Raw genomic sequence first — 17,159 nt, 5'->3', positions numbered from 1 at the left:
TTAACCACCTTAATTATTCAGGTCATAAAATAATCGACCGTCTCTATTCATATCATCTATCTTAAGTCAAAAATGCTTATGAAGTCCATGAATTGCTGGTAAACCGTCCAAAATAGCGCCATTCCTCGCTAAAAGCCGTCGCTTTCCCATGACATAAGTTCACTTCTTCGTCGAAATCCATCGAAGGCGCTATTTCCTCAAAGGAAATCTCCTGTATTTCCTGGTCATGCTCAAGAAATATAATCCTTTAAATTCGATATATAGAAACTCGAATATGACACGCCTCCATATGTGGTAGAACAAATTCATCCCCCACCACCCAGCACGGGTTCTCATCTCTTGTCGCATCCTGCGCTTTCCCGGAAAATAATTTCGGTGAAAAACAAAGGCACCGAGGCAAGCCCCGGCACCCATGCACATATCTTCTGCAATCGTTTATTAACCGATATCGGGTACCGGTAACAACACATGCTGCTCCGCAAGCAATGAATTAGGAAATATGCTTTGCGCTTCCTCCAGCAATGGCTGAAGCTGCTCCTGATCTTTATACCTAGAACTAAAATGCGTCATGATTAACTGACCCGCACCTGCGGCTTTTGCAGCTTCCGCTGCCTGAAGCGCTGTACTATGATGATACTCGTAAGCTGTATCTGCCAGTTCATGCAGAAAAGTGGCTTCATGAACGACGACAGTTGCATCTTGAGCCAGCACTACCGTATTCGGACAAGGTCTCGTATCCCCTAAAATCGTGATGATACGCCCTTTTTTCGGCGAACCCAGTACATCCTGAGGATGCAAAATAACTCCACCCTCTACCTCCACGCTTTCCCCACGCTTTAACTTACCGTACATCGGGCCAGGCTTAATACCATATCGCTCCAACAGCTCTTGGTTAAGCTTACCGGGCTTATCCATCTCTACAACTCGGTAGCCATAGCTGTCAATCCGATGATCCAGCAAAGCTGACTCTACCCGGAATTGTCCGTCATCAAACAGAACCCCGCCCGTATGCTCCACAATATGTAGTTGGTAATTGATTCGCGATTGGCTGATCCCTAAAGATAGCTCTATATATTGCTGGATTCCAGGCGGCCCATATACCGTCAGTGGTGTCGTTCCCCCTTGATACGCTCTGCTCGACAGCAGTCCCGGCAGACCAAAAAGATGATCCCCATGCAAATGGGTGATAAATATTTTTTCAAGTCTGCTTAGTTTGAGCGGCGAACGCAATACCTCTTGTTGAGTGCCTTCGCCGCAGTCGAACAGCCACATGCTTCTTCGTTCTTCCAGCAAACGAAGAGCGATGGACGTTACATTTCGCTGAATCGTAGGCACCCCTGCATTTGTACCGAGAAAATAAAATTCCATAACTTTAACCTTCTTCCTGCTGACCAGCAAAAAACCTCCGAAGCTCGGAGGGTATTTGCTGTCCCATCTGATAAAGGTGTTAAACCTTTTCGACGTTAAAATACTGCGCCTGAGGGTGGCTGAACACCATGGCTGATACAGAAGCCTCCGGTTCCATCATAAACCCTTCCGTCAGCTCAACGCCAATATCCTCAGGTTTTAACAACTGGAACAACGGCCCCTGATCCTCTAGATCTGGACATGCCGGATAGCCAAAGGATACCCGAATGCCTTGATATCTGGCACCGTGTCGTTGTTTCATTGTCATATCGGCAGGGTCCGGGAACCCCCAGCTATCCCTGATAATATGGTGAAGCCGTTCCGCTAACCCTTCTGCTACTTCGAGTGCTACCGCTTGAAGTGCATGCGAGCGCAGATAATCTCCTTTATCTTTCCACTGGGTAGATATCTGCTGAATCCCATGACCAGCTGTAACGACCATGAAACCTACATAGTCCATAACTCCGGATTCCACTGATTTCAAGAAATCAGCCAGACATAGATAAGGCTCTACCTGCTGGCGCGGGAATGTAAATGTGTGCAGTACCTTGCTCACATCCGAGGGATCATAGATCAGAATTTGATCTCCTTGGGACTGCGCTGGAAAGAAACGATACATAGCATGTGCCTGGATGATTCCGTCTGTCACAGCTTCAAACATGATGCTGTCCACGGTTTCCTTCAACTGAATCGCTTTCGGATCTTCCGAAGCCAGCAGCTGTTCAACATTGCCTTTTAAACCAAGATGATGCCCCATTAGCATCTGCATATTCACGTAAGGCAAAATATAATTCAGTGGATAGTTGCGCAGTACATGGCGATCCGTATCTGGTGGAATATAAACAGGCAAATCCTGAGCAATATTAGAGCGCACAGCTCGAGTGAGCTTAGGGAGCGGCTTGGCTTCCACGACGATTGCCGCTTCCGCCTCCCGCTCAGCCTCCATGTCCTCAGCCATTTTTTTGCGGGACTCAGGATTCATAAGCTTATTGGCAATATCCAGACCATCCATAGCATCCTTTGCATAGGCAACCAGACCATCATACTCAGGACGGATACGATTTTTAGTGAACTTACGTGTTAAAGCAGCTCCACCCACCATTATTGGAATATCAATATTCGCATTTTTTAAATCTTGTGCGGTCAGCACCATTTGTTGTGCCGATTTAACAAGCAGTCCGGATAAGCCAATCATATCTGCCTTTTCTTCACGGTAAGCTTCAATAATGCGTTCTGGTGGTACTTTTATACCCAGATTCACGATATGGTAACCATTGTTGGATAGAATAATCTCCACCAGATTCTTACCAATGTCATGCACATCACCTTTGACTGTAGCCAACAAAATCTTACCTTTTACTGAGGATTCATTCTTCTCCATGAACGGCTCTAAATAGGCTACGGACGCCTTCATCACTTCAGCGCTTTGCAGCACCTCCGCAACAATCAGTTCGTTATTGTTAAATAGTCGTCCTACTTCCTCCATCCCCTTCATCAGCGGGCCATTAATAATCTCCAGCGAAGAATATTTCACGAGCGCCTGCTCCAGATCCGGAATGAGTCCCTCTTTACTTCCCTCGACTACATAGGAAGCCAGTCGTTCTTCGAGCGAAAGGTTTGATATCTTTTCTTTTTTCTCCACTTTCTTGTTACGGAAAGCTGCTACAAAGGCGGATAAAGTATCGTCATTTGTTTTATAGATCAAGTCTTCCGCAAGTTTCCGCTCATGCTCTGGAATGGATGCATAGCGTTCAAGCTTCTCAGTGTTTACAATCGCATAGTCCAGACCTGCTTTGGTGCATTCATATAAATAGACGGAATTGAGCACTTCACGACCCGCTTCCGGCAAACCAAAAGATACGTTACTGATGCCCAGGATGGTATGAACCCCGGGAAGGGCTTCTTTAATAATGCGAATGCCCTCAATCGTTTCCTTAGCTGAACCAATATATTGCTCATCACCTGTTCCTACTGGAAATACGAGCGTATCAAAAATTAGATCCTCTGCTGCCAAACCGTAACGGTTTACCAACAGATCATAAGAACGTTTAGCTACCTCAAGCTTATCCTCACGTGAAATAGCCTGTCCGCGTTCATCAATGGTTCCAACAACAACAGCGGCGCCGTACTTATGAATAAGAGGAGCCATTTTCTCAAATTTCTCTTCACCATCCTCCAAATTAATGGAGTTAATAATCGCCTTACCTTGCGAATATTGAAGTGCTTTATCAATGACTTTAATATCCGTGGTATCAATCACCAAAGGTACTTTTACCTTGTTTACAACCAGTTTCAAAAACGCTTCCATATCCGTCATTTCATCGCGATCCGGGTCCTGCACACAAATATCAATGACATGCGCTCCGCTTTTTACCTGAGCGCGGGCAATTTCAGATGCCTCTTCATATTTGCCTTCCACGATCAAACGCTTGAATTTGCGGGAGCCCAGAACATTCGTTCGCTCACCAACCATATACGGACGATTGTCCTGTTCAATATATACAGGCTCAATGCCTGATACGGCAGGAGGATGATGACCTACCAGCGGACGCGGCTCAAACTGCGCCATACTTTCACTCATAACTCGAATATGCTCAGGCGTGGTACCACAACAACCCCCAGCAATATTCAGCCAGCCTTTTTCAGCGAAAGCAGCCATTTTACGGGCTAATGAATCAGGCGATTCATGGTATTGGCCATTTTCATCAGGCAAACCCGCATTTGGATAACAGCTAATAGCTGCAGAGGACATTTCAGACAGAGAGCGAATATGATCACGCATAAACTCTGGACCTGTAGCGCAATTCAATCCAATCGAAATTGGATGTAAGTGTTCAAGTGATATGCAAAAGGATTCGATATTTTGTCCGGCCAACGTCGTTCCCATAGGCTCAATCGTGCCTGAAATCATTAGCGGAAGCTCGATACCTGTCTGCTCAAAAGCCTGCCGAATTCCGATGCTTCCAGCCTTGACGTTAAGCGTATCCTGTGAGGTCTCCAAAAGGAGTACATCCACGCCGCCTTCAATAAGCGCCAAAGCCTGCTCTTGATAGCTGTCAATCAGCTCAGCAAATGTAACACCACCTGTGACAGACAAGGTTTTCGTGGTTGGACCCATAGCTCCTACTACAAAACGAGGCTTGTCCGCAGTGCTGTATTTATCCACCGCGTTACGCGCCAGTTTGGCTGCCACCAGATTAATTTCACGGGCACGTTCTGGTATATCGTAATCCGCCAAAACGACGGATGTTGCTCCAAATGTATTCGTTTCAATTAGGTCTGCCCCAGCCTCCAAGTAAGCTTCATGAATCCCTTGAATGACATCTGGTCTCGTTAAGACCAGCATTTCATTACAGCCCTCCAGCTCTTCCCCACCAAAATCATCGGGGGAAAGGTCTTCCTGTTGAATCATGGTGCCCATGGCCCCATCAAGAAGGAGTATTCTTCGTTGTAATGCATCCTGCAAGCTAACTTTATCCAAATTTCTTCACCCCCGCAAAACGTTAAATCCTAGTTTAGCAGAAACCGTATCATTTAGATAGATTGAAGTAAAAACATACGTTTTATACAGGTTGTTCTTTGTAAAAACGACTTCTCTAATCCATTTTTATAGTTTGTAGCATTACAGAACGTACTTAACCCTGACCCTTTAGCTATAGTCATTTGCATTATAAAATGTTGAAATCCTGTATTGTACAACGTTTCAAGACATGGTATTCTTTATACATCATTAATCCAAGTGGAAAAGAGGGAATAGATATATGGCCGAAATCTTAATACGTAATACGAACGAGCGAATTAGCGGTGAAGCACAAGTACGTGAATTTCTGGAGAGTCACGAGATATTGTATGAACATTGGGATACTTCCAAATTGTCCGGGGAGCTGCAAGAGAACTTTACCTTAACAGATGATCAAAAGGCCGCTGTTCTCCAAACATTTGAACCCGAAATCAAGGATTTAGCCGCACGTCGCGGATATAAAATATGGGACGTTATCACTTTATCTGAAGCAACGCCGAATTTGGACGAGCTGCTGGCCAAGTTTGAGCAAATTCACACCCACACCGAGGATGAAATCCGTGCCATTGTCGCTGGTAAAGGCATCTTCATCATTAAAGGCCCTGAAGAGATCGGCTATTTTAACGTAGAGCTTTCACCGGGGGACGTTATCTCCGTACCTGAAAATATACCTCACTTCTTCACTTTAATGGAGAATCAAAAGATCGTCGCAATCCGCTTGTTCATCGAAGAAAATGGCTGGATTGCCGAACCGTATGAAGACCCAACCTTCATTAAAGCATAATTACGAATTTATCCTTGTGTGAATAAAAAAACTCCCTCTGCTCTGTAATAATCGAGCGAAGGGAGTTTTTTTAATACTCGTTTCTTAAGACTATGGATTTCTTACTTTAACGTTTGAATAATTCCGTCCAATTCAGACAGATGCTTGATTTCGAACTTCGGCTTGATCTCTGTGGTATTGGTTTTAGCGTTCCGGTTCACCCACACCGAGTGTACACCTGCTGCCAACGCTCCTTGAATATCAGTCGTCAGCTTATCTCCTACCATTAAAGCATGTTCAGGCTCAATACCAAGAAGCCCCAAAGCATGCTGGAATATAGACGGATCAGGCTTGCCTCGACCAAATGAACCTGAAATGACAACATGATCAAAAAAAGGAGCTAATTGAGGAACTCCATCCAGTTTCTCCTGTTGTAGATCAGGAGAGCCATTTGTCAGCAATAACAGTTTGTAATGTCCCTTCAATTGTTCTAGAATCTCAAACGTTTCTTCATATACATGTGGACGCGCGCGTCTTTCCGAAGCAAATTGGGTAGCCAGCTTTTCCGCCAACTTCTCATTATCTATCCCTAGTTGCTGGAGTCCTCTGCGCCATGATTCCTTTCGATAAACAGGGGCCAACTGTTCCAATTGGCGGAATTCAGGTTGCTCACCTGCTGTAAAATTCGCCCATAATCCTTCAAACGGGTTAATGCCGATCATTTGAGTAAAACTAAAGGTTTCATAGGATTCATACAAAGCGCGTGCTTCCCTACGTACCGCTTCCTCCAGAGTTTTCGGATCAACGCCTGCTTCACGGAAGCCTGTTTGGCACGCTGCATCAAATGCCTCTTCTACACTACGTTCATCCCATAAAAGGGTATCATCAAGATCAAACATTACCGCCTGAATCGTCATCTGAATTATCCACTCTCTTTCCACAGTATATGTACACCTATTTGCTCGATTAAGTATTTGAATCGTTATGTGTGCCCATATTAAGCAAGCGGCCGCAGCATGTTATATGAAATAACATCATACGGCCTTTGTTAAAGAGCTACAGGCTAAATCAGTTATTTCTTGTCCACCTGTATCTGATTGGATAGCGCAAACTTCTCAAGTCGCTCTGCAATGGCATCCGTGTCATAGCGACCTAATGATTTTGTGAATATGAAATTACCGCCCTTACCTTTTCTTTCAACGGTTACGTAACCCTTTTCAATCTTGATGGCTTTCATGTCCCCTGCCGTCATTGGACGTTCTCTACCACCTTTCAGCATATAGAGAGTATCCTTTCCCACTTTCAGATAAGGACGACGGATGAAAAAGATAACAGCCAGCATCAAGTACAGGCCGAATACAAGCCAATCCATCCCTCGCATGCCAGTCTTAGTCAAAAAGTAACTCATAAGCATGTACAATACAGAGAGACCAGCCAGCATAATTGGCACAGTAATGTTACGGCCACGGAAAATATCCATTGCAGAACCTGCGCCGTTAATGGTTTGAATGCCTTGCTTTTTGCGCGATTTATTTAAATGCGCTGTGTTTTTGCGTACTTTTCTTTCAAATGATCGGGCCATCTCTCAATTCCTTCCCAGATATATTACAATAAAACAATTGCCTCAAAGCTAATCTATATAGATACCGAGAACGGTACCTAAAACAAAAGGCAAATTGCAGGCTTGGGCGCTTTAACAACATTAATGCTTCAGCCCGTCATTTCCCTTCGATGTATCATCGTCCACAAATTCAATCGTTTCAAGCTGCTGCCGAAAATTACGGCGAATGTTACCTAAATAAATTTCCCGAAGATTGGCGCGCTCTGTGGCTTCCTCTTCCGTCAAACCCTCGGATTTTGCTTTGCGCGCTAATTCATTGATGCGCTGTACCAAGCTGTCTATATCCAAATTGTGTCCCCTCCATAAAAGCAAAGATATAATACACTTTGACATGTAGAAAAGAGCTTGTCAAGGCTCCCGCATTACGCTCCCTGACAAGCTCTAATTGTCTATAGATCAGAAGTGCGGAAGCTTGAGTACCTGACCTGCCTGCACTCCCCGGTCCTCCAAACCGTTAATCCGCACAATTCCTTCTATATATACCCGTGTATCCATTCGTTCCGGTTTATGATTTGCGGCAATCTCCCACAACGTATCTCCAGGTTGTACGGTCAGTTTAGTCACTTCTCCCTTGGAAGCTGAGGGTGCCGCGAAAACCGTAAGTACACCTGCCCCTGCAATCCAAGCAACAATCACTAAAATAAGAAGCTTAAGTAAAAGACTATTAGTAATAATTTGCATAAAATGCGCTCTACCCTCTTTTCGGGTCTCCTGCAAATTTTCTGAATTCATCGGAAAAATACTTTGATAAGTGCTATATTTCATCATTGGCTGCGACCTCCAAACGTTTGTTCTTATGTTTTCACAATATAACACGAACATTTGTTTTGTTCAATAGAAAAGAGAACAAAAGTTCGCGATTATTTTTAGGGATTATTTAGAACTTATGTTTGTACGAACGGAGGTTCTATGCTATAATTTTCCCAAACGTTACTAAATGGGGTTGATACGGTATGTCTAAGATTTCGAGCCGCCAGCAGGCCATTCTTGAATTTATCCGCAATGAAGTGCGTCTAAAGGGATACCCCCCTTCTGTACGCGAAATAGGCGAGGCTGTCGGATTGGCCTCCAGTTCTACGGTTCACGGTCATTTGGATCGTTTAGAGAAAAAAGGACTCATTCGACGCGATCCTACAAAACCACGGGCTATTGAGTTACTCGGTCAAGACGAATCGGATAACAGCAACTTGATTAATTACTCCATTAGTCGTGTCCCCGTCGTCGGCAAAGTAACTGCTGGCCTTCCTATTACGGCGACAGAAAATATTGAAGATTACTTTCCTCTTCCCCAACACTTTGTTGGTGAGGATAAAATATTCATGTTATCTGTTGTAGGCGAAAGCATGATTGAGGCTGGGATTGCTAACGGAGACTATGTAATCGTACGTCAGCAGCAGACCGCTGATAATGGCGATATTGTTGTAGCTATGACAGATGAAGACGAAGCTACAGTTAAAACCTTCTACAAAGAAAAAGATCATATCCGGCTTCAACCTGAAAACCCAGCCTTTGAACCGCTTCGCCTGACACACGTCAGCATTTTGGGCAAGGTTGTAGGACTCTTCCGGGACTTCCACTGATTTCTCGTTCTTTCTTCCCCGTTATTCTAACCACTAATACAAAACCGGCTGCCTAGGGCAAGCCGGTTTTGTATTGTTATTATGTATCTCACAACTTTTTTTTCATTTCAGCAACCTATTCCTATTGTTTCTACTATAAAATCAGCCTCCTCATCTCAAATAATCACCCACTGATCTTGAGCAGCTATACTGTAATGGGCAAAACTAATAGATCTTTCTTTGTTTTAGATAAATATGGTATATTAATTACTCATAACTCTGTAGGAGGAATTAAATGAAAAAAATTATAATTTCAGCGTTTGTTGTTATATTTATCGCCATAAGCTGTGTAGTACCAAAAATGGATCATTTGTATGCAGAAGAGAAATCACACATAACAACCTACGATCGTATTCAGTACATACAAATACTTATCCATTTCAGGTATTTAGAAAAGCAACTCGAAGCTGTAATTTCCGAAAGAAACAATTACCCAGAAAACAGCCAAGAATATAAACAGCTCTCTGAACAACTGAATCATATTCTTGCTCAAGAGGCGTACTACGAGAAAAAACTTAACACTCTAAATAGTAAATAATTTTATACTAAACTGCATATTATTTATCTACACTATTAGACTCATGCCGACCTGCCTGTAACATTCTCCTGCAACGTAAAGTTGAAATGGCGAAGACAGGTTCGCATGAGTTTTTTGTTAACCATTAGGAATATAGGTACCAGCTTCTTTTTGCTTTTAATAGATTTATGCTGATACATTACTATCACAATTGACATAGTATATAGCAGACCTAAGCAAAGGAGATATGCAGATGATCAGAAATAGAGTTAAAACGTATAAGCATCGCATCGGGAAAAACAGATATCTGGTCGTTAAAGTCTTTCAAGCCGCAGCTGCTAAAACAGGAAGCGGAAATGCACTAGCAACCAATGCCTTGAATATCAAAATTTCCAAGCGTAAGCATAAACACCACTAAGATTCATCCGTACCTTCATTTCCTTGAAGGGAGGTGATCATATGAGCAGAAGACATTGCAGACGTGATTTGAGAAGAAGAAGATCAAACATCCGTTCGAATCAAAGAGCCGTTGCGCGTGCAAGAGGTAACGCACTGGCTGTTAATCTGTTTAGCGTGAATGATAGACAACGCAGACGTTAATAATCGTTTTCAAGCAAAAGCAGGAAGGATTCTTCCTGCTTTTTTTGTGTTAAACGGTACACCTAACTACTGCTATGAATCGTTGAAGCAAGCGGACGAGATCGTAGAATATCAGACATAGTTGAACAGTCGCTACAATTTTGCTCTTTTTATAAATCTAACAGACAGGAAATGGTGGCTCTCTTTTAGAATAGTGTGCGTAGAGAAATTAAACCAGGAGGAGACAAGCCATGATAATTAAAATGTCACTTTCGAATATGGGAGATTTTAAGAAGTCAAATGAGAATAACGGCTTTATTGTGTCAGGAAGGATTATACCTAAATACGAGAACGATAATTGGACATATATAGAAGAAAGTTTCCCCGAACCATATTTTAAACAGTATGAGGATGATGACGTTGACATCAGTTATATTGATGAACAAGGAAAATCTATTTTTTTATATTATGATGAGAACGACTGTGTTGGGCAAATTAAACTTTGTACTAATTGGAATGGCTATGCTCTAATTGAGGATATTGCCGTCGCTAAAGACTGGAGACACAAGGGAATCGGAGCAGCCTTATTGAGTAAAGCAACCGAGTGGGCTAAGCAGAATAACCTTGTTGGTCTAATGCTTGAAACACAGGATGTGAATGTTTTAGCTTGTCGATTCTATGCTAAAAATAACTTTGTAATCGGCGGAGTTGATACTATGCTATATTCTAACTTTTCCACAGCCCATGAAAAAGCGATTTTTTGGTATTATAAGTTTAAGCATTCAAATTAGCCTAAAATCAAACTGATCAGCAAACAAAGCTCTGCCAACCAATTAAGGTTAGCAGAGCTTTTGATTTATTTAGAGTATCCACTTACTTCAAACGTGAGGATGCGATCATTTTCAGCATATAATCCTTTTCTGCTCTTATCAGGAATCTGAAACTGAACGTCTATATACAATAACAGTTAAAATCCCGCTAATTATAATGACCACTGTAAAAATCAATAACATATTGCTATATAAATAAGCAGATGGAAAATTAAAGATTGGTATAAATTTTTGATGAATAAAACGTATTGATAATAAGCCTCCTACAACTGAAATCCCTGTTCCTTCTGATAAAAAGCTTATAAAATTAAGCAAGCTCATTCCTGCGCCAGCTTCTTCTTGTCTTAAACTACTTGAAACAATAGTGGATATTACTGTTTTAATAAAAGAAAGACCACCGAAAACAAAGACTAGAATAATAGACATCAGCCAAGGTGTCATTTCAATAAAGAAAGCAGCTATCAAAAAGCTGACGGCAAGAAATGCAACGCCGACTGCTAGCACATGTAAGGAACCTTTCTTATCAACAAGTGCTCCTCCAAGGAAACCAAAGAAAATAACACTCATCGTTCCAGGAAAAACAATTCCACTGCCAATCATTGCGGTACTTAAGTGATGAACGTCTTTCATCATATAAGGGACCATAGAAACAAATCCAGCTACGGTACCAAACATAAGTCCGCCACAAAGGATTCCTATCATAAATGCAGTATTTTTCCCCAATGAAGGATCAACAAAAGGATTGGTTACTTGTCTGATATGCTTTAAAAAGATCAAGAAAAAAAGAATACTTATCACCAGAAAAGAAATTCTGTAAGACGTTGTATACAACATAAACATTACAATGCCTAGAGATATAAGCACGATTCCTGCAATGTCAAGTGAACCCTTTGATATGACTTCCTTTTTCAATAATTTTATCAGAAAGGGAACAGTGAAAAACGTTAGAACAGGAAGAAGCAGTAAATGAGACCAATGAATATAATGAGCAATCATCCCACCAATAGCCGGTCCTATCCCTTCACCCATTGCTACGATAGACCCGATGAGGCCATATGCCTTGCCCCTGTTTTCTTTTGGGATATAGCGAGCAACTACGACCATCACAAGTGAAGGAAATGCAGCTGCACCAATCCCTTGTATAAATCGCCCAAAGATAAGTGTTGGAAAAAAAGTATGTCCCATAAATCCAATTAATGATCCTATGCAATTCACTATGATTCCAAACAGAAGCAACCTTTTAATACCTAACTGATCAGATAGCTTTCCGTATACAGCGGTTCCTATAGAAAAACTTAGCATAAAGGCAGTATTTACCCAATTTGTAACGGCTGGTGTTTTATTGAATTCATCAGCAATATCAGGTAAAGAGATATTAAGAACCATTTCATTTAACACACTAAAAAACGAAAGAACACAAAGCCATATTAAAATTTGGTTATGGTGTAAAACAGACTGTGAATAAGGGGTTTTCAATTTTGACCCTCCAGAAATGAGGGTTAACGTAGTTTATAGGGTCAATGATACGCCCCCTCTTTAAATTGTCCCCAATTATATTTATCACACTTCAAATAAAACGCCTCCCATACCTATTTTTTTCATTCTACCACCTTATCTAGAATGGGAAAAGATGTAATTATATATACAAATGCAACAATCCATGAATTACAATTTTAAACTTTTTTCAGATCCCCTTTAAAGTTAATGAAGTAAGTAACGATGTAGCAATATATATCCGATCTTCTCCATCCATTTATTTTAAATATAAGAAACAAACCACTCCAGAAATAAAATACAATTCAAGACATGAGTGTAGCCTCCTGATGTGTTATGCGCAAATTATATTCCGAGTACAAATAATAAGCTCCATTTCATTGGAGGTTTAATACAGCGCCTATTTCCATACGAGAAAATGTAATGATCTTTGGGTCACCATTCCAGCCCTCTATGATTACAATATAGAGCGTATATCGCTCTTGTTGTCCCCCTCTTCCAAAGCCAGCAGACGCGCCTTTATGTCCACTACACTGCTACCTGTTTTCAACTCCAGTTCCTTCATGTTGGGCCCACGTCATTGCTCAGTAGAATAACTGTAGAGTATTGGTAGTAGCGTTTTGATATCGGGTAACAAAGCGCTCAACTTCTTTGTTACCTGTCGTTTTCCGTATACTATACAGATCAGAACAAGGAACGATAAAAGAGGATACAGCTATTGCGCAACAATAGCGGATTAGACGGTTGCCCAAGTGATACTGAACTTTTTCAGAAGCTTACGATGGTGTACGTGAAGCCATGGAAAGAATATGGGGGCGATATTCCTGAGCCAGTAGGATAAGACAAGAACTAGCAGTAAACTTAATGTGTGTATTCCTAAAAGCCTGTGTCGTCCAATGTCAAAAAGGGCTGCCGCAAATGTTTCCTTGAACCAGCATTGTCTTTAAAAACTTGAGCAAATGAGAAATTTACAATAAAATCCGGAGTTCACACTCCGTTAGCCCAGCCTAAACAGACGTATCCCAGCTAGTACCAGCCTCAAACAGCAGGTCATTCACCAGATTGGTGCCAAGATGCCAAAGGCTGAGGATAGCTGCCACTTCCGTAAAACAGTTTCCAATTAAGCGTACAATCGCAGCATGTTAGATACATTTAAACTAATCAGGAAATTATCCAAGTAGGGGGAAATAACCATGGCATTTGAAGGTTATAGAGAAGACAAACGAGGACATTGGTTTGACTGGCCATTCCCCTTGTCGGTATCAATACTGTATGTAGATGCTGATGTAGACGTAGATGTAGATGAAACAGAAACGAAATGGTACCTCATTGTCGAAGAAGAAAAACATTTGATCCGAATTAGAGATGAAAAGCAAATTGAGCTGCTTCATCACTGTATGTATGGAATCTTGTTAAATGACGAGAAGATCAACTGGATTATTGATAAAAATGGCGGTAGATTTACCTATCACGACAGTGTGCAAGATTTCATCAAATTCCAGAAAGAATACCTGGATATATTCTAAAAGCCGTGAACAGTTAAAAGCTCTGCCGACCAATTAAGGTTAGTAGAGCTTTTAGCTGATCCTGCTTTAGTCCACTCTTTTGATTCTAATTGAATCCATCCATATACTTTTGAATCGGAGTTGATCTTTTGTTTTATCAGAGAAAGGTTCTCATAACTACTGGAACCGTAAAGACTCCCTATTTTTGGAGCAATTTTTACTGATAACGTATTTTCTATACTCGGTGTATTTTCATCACTTGTCCAGACCAACCGATTATAATAATTAGCATTAAAAAGATTTTCCAAACCATTAATTGAAAATTTCACTCTTTTCACTGTATCAGATACATCTGTATATGCCGTGTCATCTTTAAATATTACTGATTGTGATAAAACTATTTCTTGATTTGAAAAATTTTTGTAAGTGTCAAGCGTTACAGTTGCTGCATCTGCAGAAGCTGACAACGGAGCAATAACTCCTCTCCTTCTTTTAATCTTCGTCAATAAACATACAGCTTAATGACTGTCAAAGTAAGGGGAGCTTTGTCTGACATGAAAAATACACATTTGATTAGCGTGGTTCATGCTGATCGCCTCGAATTAAGCTATTCTGGCTAAATCACAAAAAAACCTTCTATAAATAAATATTCATACCATTCCGTGATTCATTAAAAATAAGAATATTCGACACATAAATATGAAATACAACAAACAAAGACAAGGAAAAAAGTTTTCTTCACAACCAAAGAACTATGTACAAACATATTACACATGTATAACATTAAATACAAATACTAGAAAGGTGGTAACTAATTAATGAAAAAAGTATCTTTATTAGCATCAGCAATGCTCATATCATCTGTAGCTTTCGCAGCACCTTCTTTCGCGGATCAGGTCACAAGCGACACTTATAGTTCATTACAAGACTCTAATAGAAGCATAGAGTCTGTTACACCTTTTGCTAATGTTGAATATGTTGTTACCGTAAACACAGGCAGTATTGCGGATTCAGGTACAGACTCAAATATTTCTATAACTCTGTATGGTTCTAATGGCGACTATGTTACCGCCGCACTCACTGGCAGCTTTGAAAAAGGAGATTCTGATACTACAAGAATCAGTACCAGCAACCTTGGTGACATCAGAAAAGTTACCATTAGGACTGATGGATCTGGAAATAAATCAGGTTGGAGACTCGCTAATATCAAAGTAACCGGGAACGGAAAGACTTTCTCATTTGCAGGCCCTGACCGTTGGCTTGGTGCCGGCGGAGAACCAGATTCCGAAACTCTCTTTCCATCATAAAAACAAGTACTTATACAATTCATACAAAAGACTCTATCAAGTGTGATAAGTTCCCCTCATAGTAGACAGAAAAGAGCAAGCCATCTAATCTGTCTATTATGGAGGGGATTTTTCTATGGGAGAAATAAGAAAAACTTACGATGTGAGCTTCAAGAATAAGACAGTAGATCTGTACCTCAAAAAGGGAATCGGATATAAAACCGTGGCACGAGAAATGGAGATTGACCCCTCGCTGGTTCGCCGATGGGTCAGGGGAGCATGCCGTTCAAAAGTATATCCATTTCTACAACCATGAACGCTTTCAAGAGAAACTAAACAACCTGACTCCTTCTCAGGCTACTTAATTATTGCTTTTTGATAGCTGTTTACTTTGCAGGGGTCACTTCATGTTTGCGGATGCTTCTTAATTTACTTTGCGAAGAAACCAAGATCAGATAGCGACTTGACCTTCTTCGGCTTTTTATTTTCCACCTTACCAGCGGCGTGGAGAATGATTTCGAATTCCCGGTTTCTGTTCTTGGCCTTCATGAGCGCTCTAATCTTTGGAATGGTCGTATTAGTCCATTCTGAATCAGAAATACCATTACTCACGCATAGAGCTAAAGTTCTATCCAGTTTATTTTCCGATCATCCTCAGGAACCTCTTGGTCTTCTTCGTCGTAGGCTCATAAACTTCATTAGGTGGAAACAAACTCCTTATAGAAATCGTTCTAAGAGGCCATCCAACTCCTAAATGCCCTCTTCGTCTACATTCTTGTATTCTTCCTCCGTCAGTCCTTCTACCAACACAAGGTTAAAGGCTTCCTTATGCAATGCTCAACTTTAGGCCAAACGACCTCGGCCCGTTCTTCTGTAGCTTCCATTTTTCGCGACTAATCAAAAAAGAAAATTTATATTGATTGCCGCTCATGAGTTGTCGTACCTGACGGATCAAAGCAATAGTTCCGATTTGTCACAACAAAAAGAAGGTGGGAGAAGTTTCCCGACCTTCTTAGCATTCATATTTCTATGTCTGAATAATATCATCTTTTTACAAAGTTATCCATTTCATTTTTGAAGATAGGCTTTGGAGTAGTGGTAGTGTTTAATGGATCTTATTACTGCCACTACGTTCTCTTGCCATGCTACACAATCCCCTCATAAATGCGTCTGCTTACTATGAGTGTAATTAGACAAACTGACGATGGAAATCGTACAGTCTTTTCTAAGGCGGCTACATATAATGTTCTATATATCATTAAGAATGGCTTAAACAGTCAACTTTAATATAGTAAGAGTGGTATTGGTAAAGTTATGAAGTTGGGCCGGGGTTGCATTTGCATTTACCAATTGAATAGTTGTAGGAACGACCCCTACAGTAATAATGACTTCTGCCGAAATTGGTCCGCCACCGTTACCCGTGAAGGGAACAGGGGTAACAGGGATTCCATTTACGGTAAGGTTAAAGTCAGCATTACCTTGGTTATGAATTGTAAAATCTATTAGATAGCTCCCCGTTTCGTTGATTGTTATCGTTGTAGATGGAGGAGTGAAAGTAAATGCACCACCAACATTAGCTAAAACTCCTGTAAAGGTAATTGGTGAGTTACCCGGAACTGTGTCAGTTCCCGTGCCAGGATCTGCTCGGAAAACACTTAAGAAGTCTGTTATCCCGGCGCCTGCAGGCCCTGCTGCCCCCGTTGCTCCTGCTGGTCCTACCGCCCCCGCTGGACCTGCTGGGCCTACCGCTCCTGCCGGCCCCACTGGTCCTGCTGGCCCTACTGCTCCTGCTGGTCCTGTTGGTCCTGTTGGTCCGAGAATTCCTTGAAAACCTTGTAGCCCTTGCTGGCCTTGAGCGCCTGGAACTCCCTGTGGACCCGGCAGTCCCTGCGGTCCCTGAGGTCCTTGAGGTCCTTGAGGTCCTTGAGGTCCTTGAGGTCCTTGAGGTCCTTGAGGTCCTCGGATCCCTTTAACAATAACTTTCGGTAACACTTTGACTTTTTTAACTACACATCTTC

Annotated in this window: 20 protein-coding genes; 11 read left to right on the top strand and 9 right to left on the bottom strand. The window is 41.6% G+C overall.

Annotation, left to right across the window (positions count from 1 at the left end; translation table 11 throughout):
- Positions 1-438: 438 nt before the first annotated feature.
- Together rnz and metH are read right to left on the bottom strand one after the other, a co-directional pair.
- Positions 439-1,368 (bottom strand): ribonuclease Z, encoded by a 930-nt coding sequence (rnz, locus tag WA407_RS08025; protein ID WP_061831517.1) that lies wholly within the window; start codon positions 1,366-1,368, stop codon positions 439-441.
- Positions 1,369-1,447: 79 nt separating this feature from the next.
- On the bottom strand, positions 1,448-4,888 hold the full coding sequence (metH, locus tag WA407_RS08020; protein WP_336077096.1) for a methionine synthase: 3,441 nt from the start codon (positions 4,886-4,888) through the stop codon (positions 1,448-1,450).
- 280 nt (positions 4,889-5,168) lie between these two features.
- Between metH and WA407_RS08015 the strand changes: the two genes are divergently transcribed.
- Positions 5,169-5,711, top strand: a complete 543-nt coding sequence (locus tag WA407_RS08015; RefSeq protein ID WP_235309665.1) for a 1,2-dihydroxy-3-keto-5-methylthiopentene dioxygenase — start codon at positions 5,169-5,171, stop codon at positions 5,709-5,711.
- Positions 5,712-5,812: 101 nt separating this feature from the next.
- On the opposite strand, the gene WA407_RS08010 is transcribed toward WA407_RS08015, so the two are convergent.
- The 4 genes from WA407_RS08010 to WA407_RS07995 all read right to left on the bottom strand — a co-directional run bounded on the left by WA407_RS08010 (position 5,813) and on the right by WA407_RS07995 (position 8,076).
- Positions 5,813-6,607 carry an HAD family hydrolase gene (locus tag WA407_RS08010; RefSeq protein WP_336077211.1) on the bottom strand — a complete coding sequence of 265 codons (795 nt, stop codon included), beginning with the start codon at positions 6,605-6,607 and terminating at the stop codon, positions 5,813-5,815.
- Positions 6,608-6,762: 155 nt separating this feature from the next.
- On the bottom strand, positions 6,763-7,272 hold the full coding sequence (locus tag WA407_RS08005) for a hypothetical protein (RefSeq protein WP_061831521.1): 510 nt from the start codon (positions 7,270-7,272) through the stop codon (positions 6,763-6,765).
- 120 nt (positions 7,273-7,392) lie between these two features.
- Positions 7,393-7,599, bottom strand: coding sequence for a DUF896 domain-containing protein (locus tag WA407_RS08000; protein WP_013310543.1), 207 nt, complete (start codon positions 7,597-7,599; stop codon positions 7,393-7,395).
- A 108-nt stretch (positions 7,600-7,707) separates the two neighbouring features.
- Entirely contained in the window at positions 7,708-8,076 is a 369-nt protein-coding gene (locus tag WA407_RS07995) for a LysM peptidoglycan-binding domain-containing protein (protein WP_235309876.1), read from the bottom strand.
- A 188-nt stretch (positions 8,077-8,264) separates the two neighbouring features.
- Between WA407_RS07995 and lexA the strand changes: the two genes are divergently transcribed.
- The 5 genes from lexA (at position 8,265) to WA407_RS07970 (ending at position 10,817) form a co-directional block, all read left to right on the top strand.
- Entirely contained in the window at positions 8,265-8,891 is a 627-nt protein-coding gene (gene lexA / locus WA407_RS07990) for a transcriptional repressor LexA (RefSeq protein WP_013310545.1), read from the top strand.
- A 274-nt stretch (positions 8,892-9,165) separates the two neighbouring features.
- Positions 9,166-9,468 carry a hypothetical protein gene (locus tag WA407_RS07985; protein WP_336077095.1) on the top strand — a complete coding sequence of 101 codons (303 nt, stop codon included), beginning with the start codon at positions 9,166-9,168 and terminating at the stop codon, positions 9,466-9,468.
- A 232-nt stretch (positions 9,469-9,700) separates the two neighbouring features.
- Positions 9,701-9,865, top strand: coding sequence for a hypothetical protein (locus tag WA407_RS07980; RefSeq protein ID WP_016821950.1), 165 nt, complete (start codon positions 9,701-9,703; stop codon positions 9,863-9,865).
- A gap of 41 nt (positions 9,866-9,906) precedes the next feature.
- Complete coding sequence (locus WA407_RS07975; RefSeq protein ID WP_165177052.1) at positions 9,907-10,047, top strand: hypothetical protein; 141 nt, start codon at positions 9,907-9,909, stop codon at positions 10,045-10,047.
- Between the two features lie 230 nt (positions 10,048-10,277).
- On the top strand, positions 10,278-10,817 hold the full coding sequence (locus WA407_RS07970) for a GNAT family N-acetyltransferase (protein WP_069289681.1): 540 nt from the start codon (positions 10,278-10,280) through the stop codon (positions 10,815-10,817).
- Positions 10,818-10,955: 138 nt separating this feature from the next.
- Here the strand turns inward: WA407_RS07970 and tet are convergent, their stop codons facing one another.
- Positions 10,956-12,332: a Tet(L)/Tet(K)/Tet(45) family tetracycline efflux MFS transporter gene (gene tet, locus WA407_RS07965; RefSeq protein ID WP_336077094.1), complete on the bottom strand. Its 1,377-nt coding sequence runs from the start codon at positions 12,330-12,332 to the stop codon at positions 10,956-10,958.
- 736 nt (positions 12,333-13,068) lie between these two features.
- Here tet and WA407_RS07960 point away from each other — a divergent pair.
- Together WA407_RS07960 and WA407_RS07955 are read left to right on the top strand one after the other, a co-directional pair.
- Positions 13,069-13,191 (top strand): hypothetical protein, encoded by a 123-nt coding sequence (locus WA407_RS07960; RefSeq protein ID WP_268820031.1) that lies wholly within the window; start codon positions 13,069-13,071, stop codon positions 13,189-13,191.
- 352 nt (positions 13,192-13,543) lie between these two features.
- Positions 13,544-13,876: a hypothetical protein gene (locus tag WA407_RS07955; RefSeq protein WP_235309660.1), complete on the top strand. Its 333-nt coding sequence runs from the start codon at positions 13,544-13,546 to the stop codon at positions 13,874-13,876.
- Here the strand turns inward: WA407_RS07955 and WA407_RS07950 are convergent.
- Positions 13,873-14,322, bottom strand: a complete 450-nt coding sequence (locus WA407_RS07950; protein ID WP_254328475.1) for a hypothetical protein — start codon at positions 14,320-14,322, stop codon at positions 13,873-13,875. The two genes, WA407_RS07955 and WA407_RS07950, sit on opposite strands and share 4 nt — an antisense overlap.
- Positions 14,323-14,673: 351 nt before the next feature.
- On the opposite strand from WA407_RS07950, the gene WA407_RS07945 reads away from it, so the two are divergent.
- The 3 genes from WA407_RS07945 (at position 14,674) to WA407_RS26725 (ending at position 15,506) form a co-directional block, all read left to right on the top strand.
- Entirely contained in the window at positions 14,674-15,162 is a 489-nt protein-coding gene (locus WA407_RS07945; RefSeq protein ID WP_235309658.1) for a PLAT/LH2 domain-containing protein, read from the top strand.
- A gap of 115 nt (positions 15,163-15,277) precedes the next feature.
- Positions 15,278-15,457, top strand: a complete 180-nt coding sequence (locus WA407_RS07940) for a transposase (protein WP_235309657.1) — start codon at positions 15,278-15,280, stop codon at positions 15,455-15,457.
- Entirely contained in the window at positions 15,438-15,506 is a 69-nt protein-coding gene (locus tag WA407_RS26725) for a hypothetical protein (protein WP_367997034.1), read from the top strand. The genes WA407_RS07940 and WA407_RS26725 overlap by 20 nt, the downstream gene beginning before the upstream one ends.
- Before the next feature lie 904 nt (positions 15,507-16,410).
- Here the strand turns inward: WA407_RS26725 and WA407_RS07935 are convergent.
- Positions 16,411-17,133 carry a BclA C-terminal domain-containing protein gene (locus WA407_RS07935; protein WP_442952026.1) on the bottom strand — a complete coding sequence of 241 codons (723 nt, stop codon included), beginning with the start codon at positions 17,131-17,133 and terminating at the stop codon, positions 16,411-16,413.
- Positions 17,134-17,159: the final 26 nt, after the last annotated feature.

It is taken from the genome of Paenibacillus sp. 203, from assembly GCF_037027525.1.
Lineage (GTDB): Bacteria > Bacillota > Bacilli > Paenibacillales > Paenibacillaceae > Paenibacillus > Paenibacillus polymyxa_B.
The sequence above is the reverse complement of the archived record's forward strand: the minus strand, read 5'-3'. Positions and strand labels throughout refer to the sequence as shown.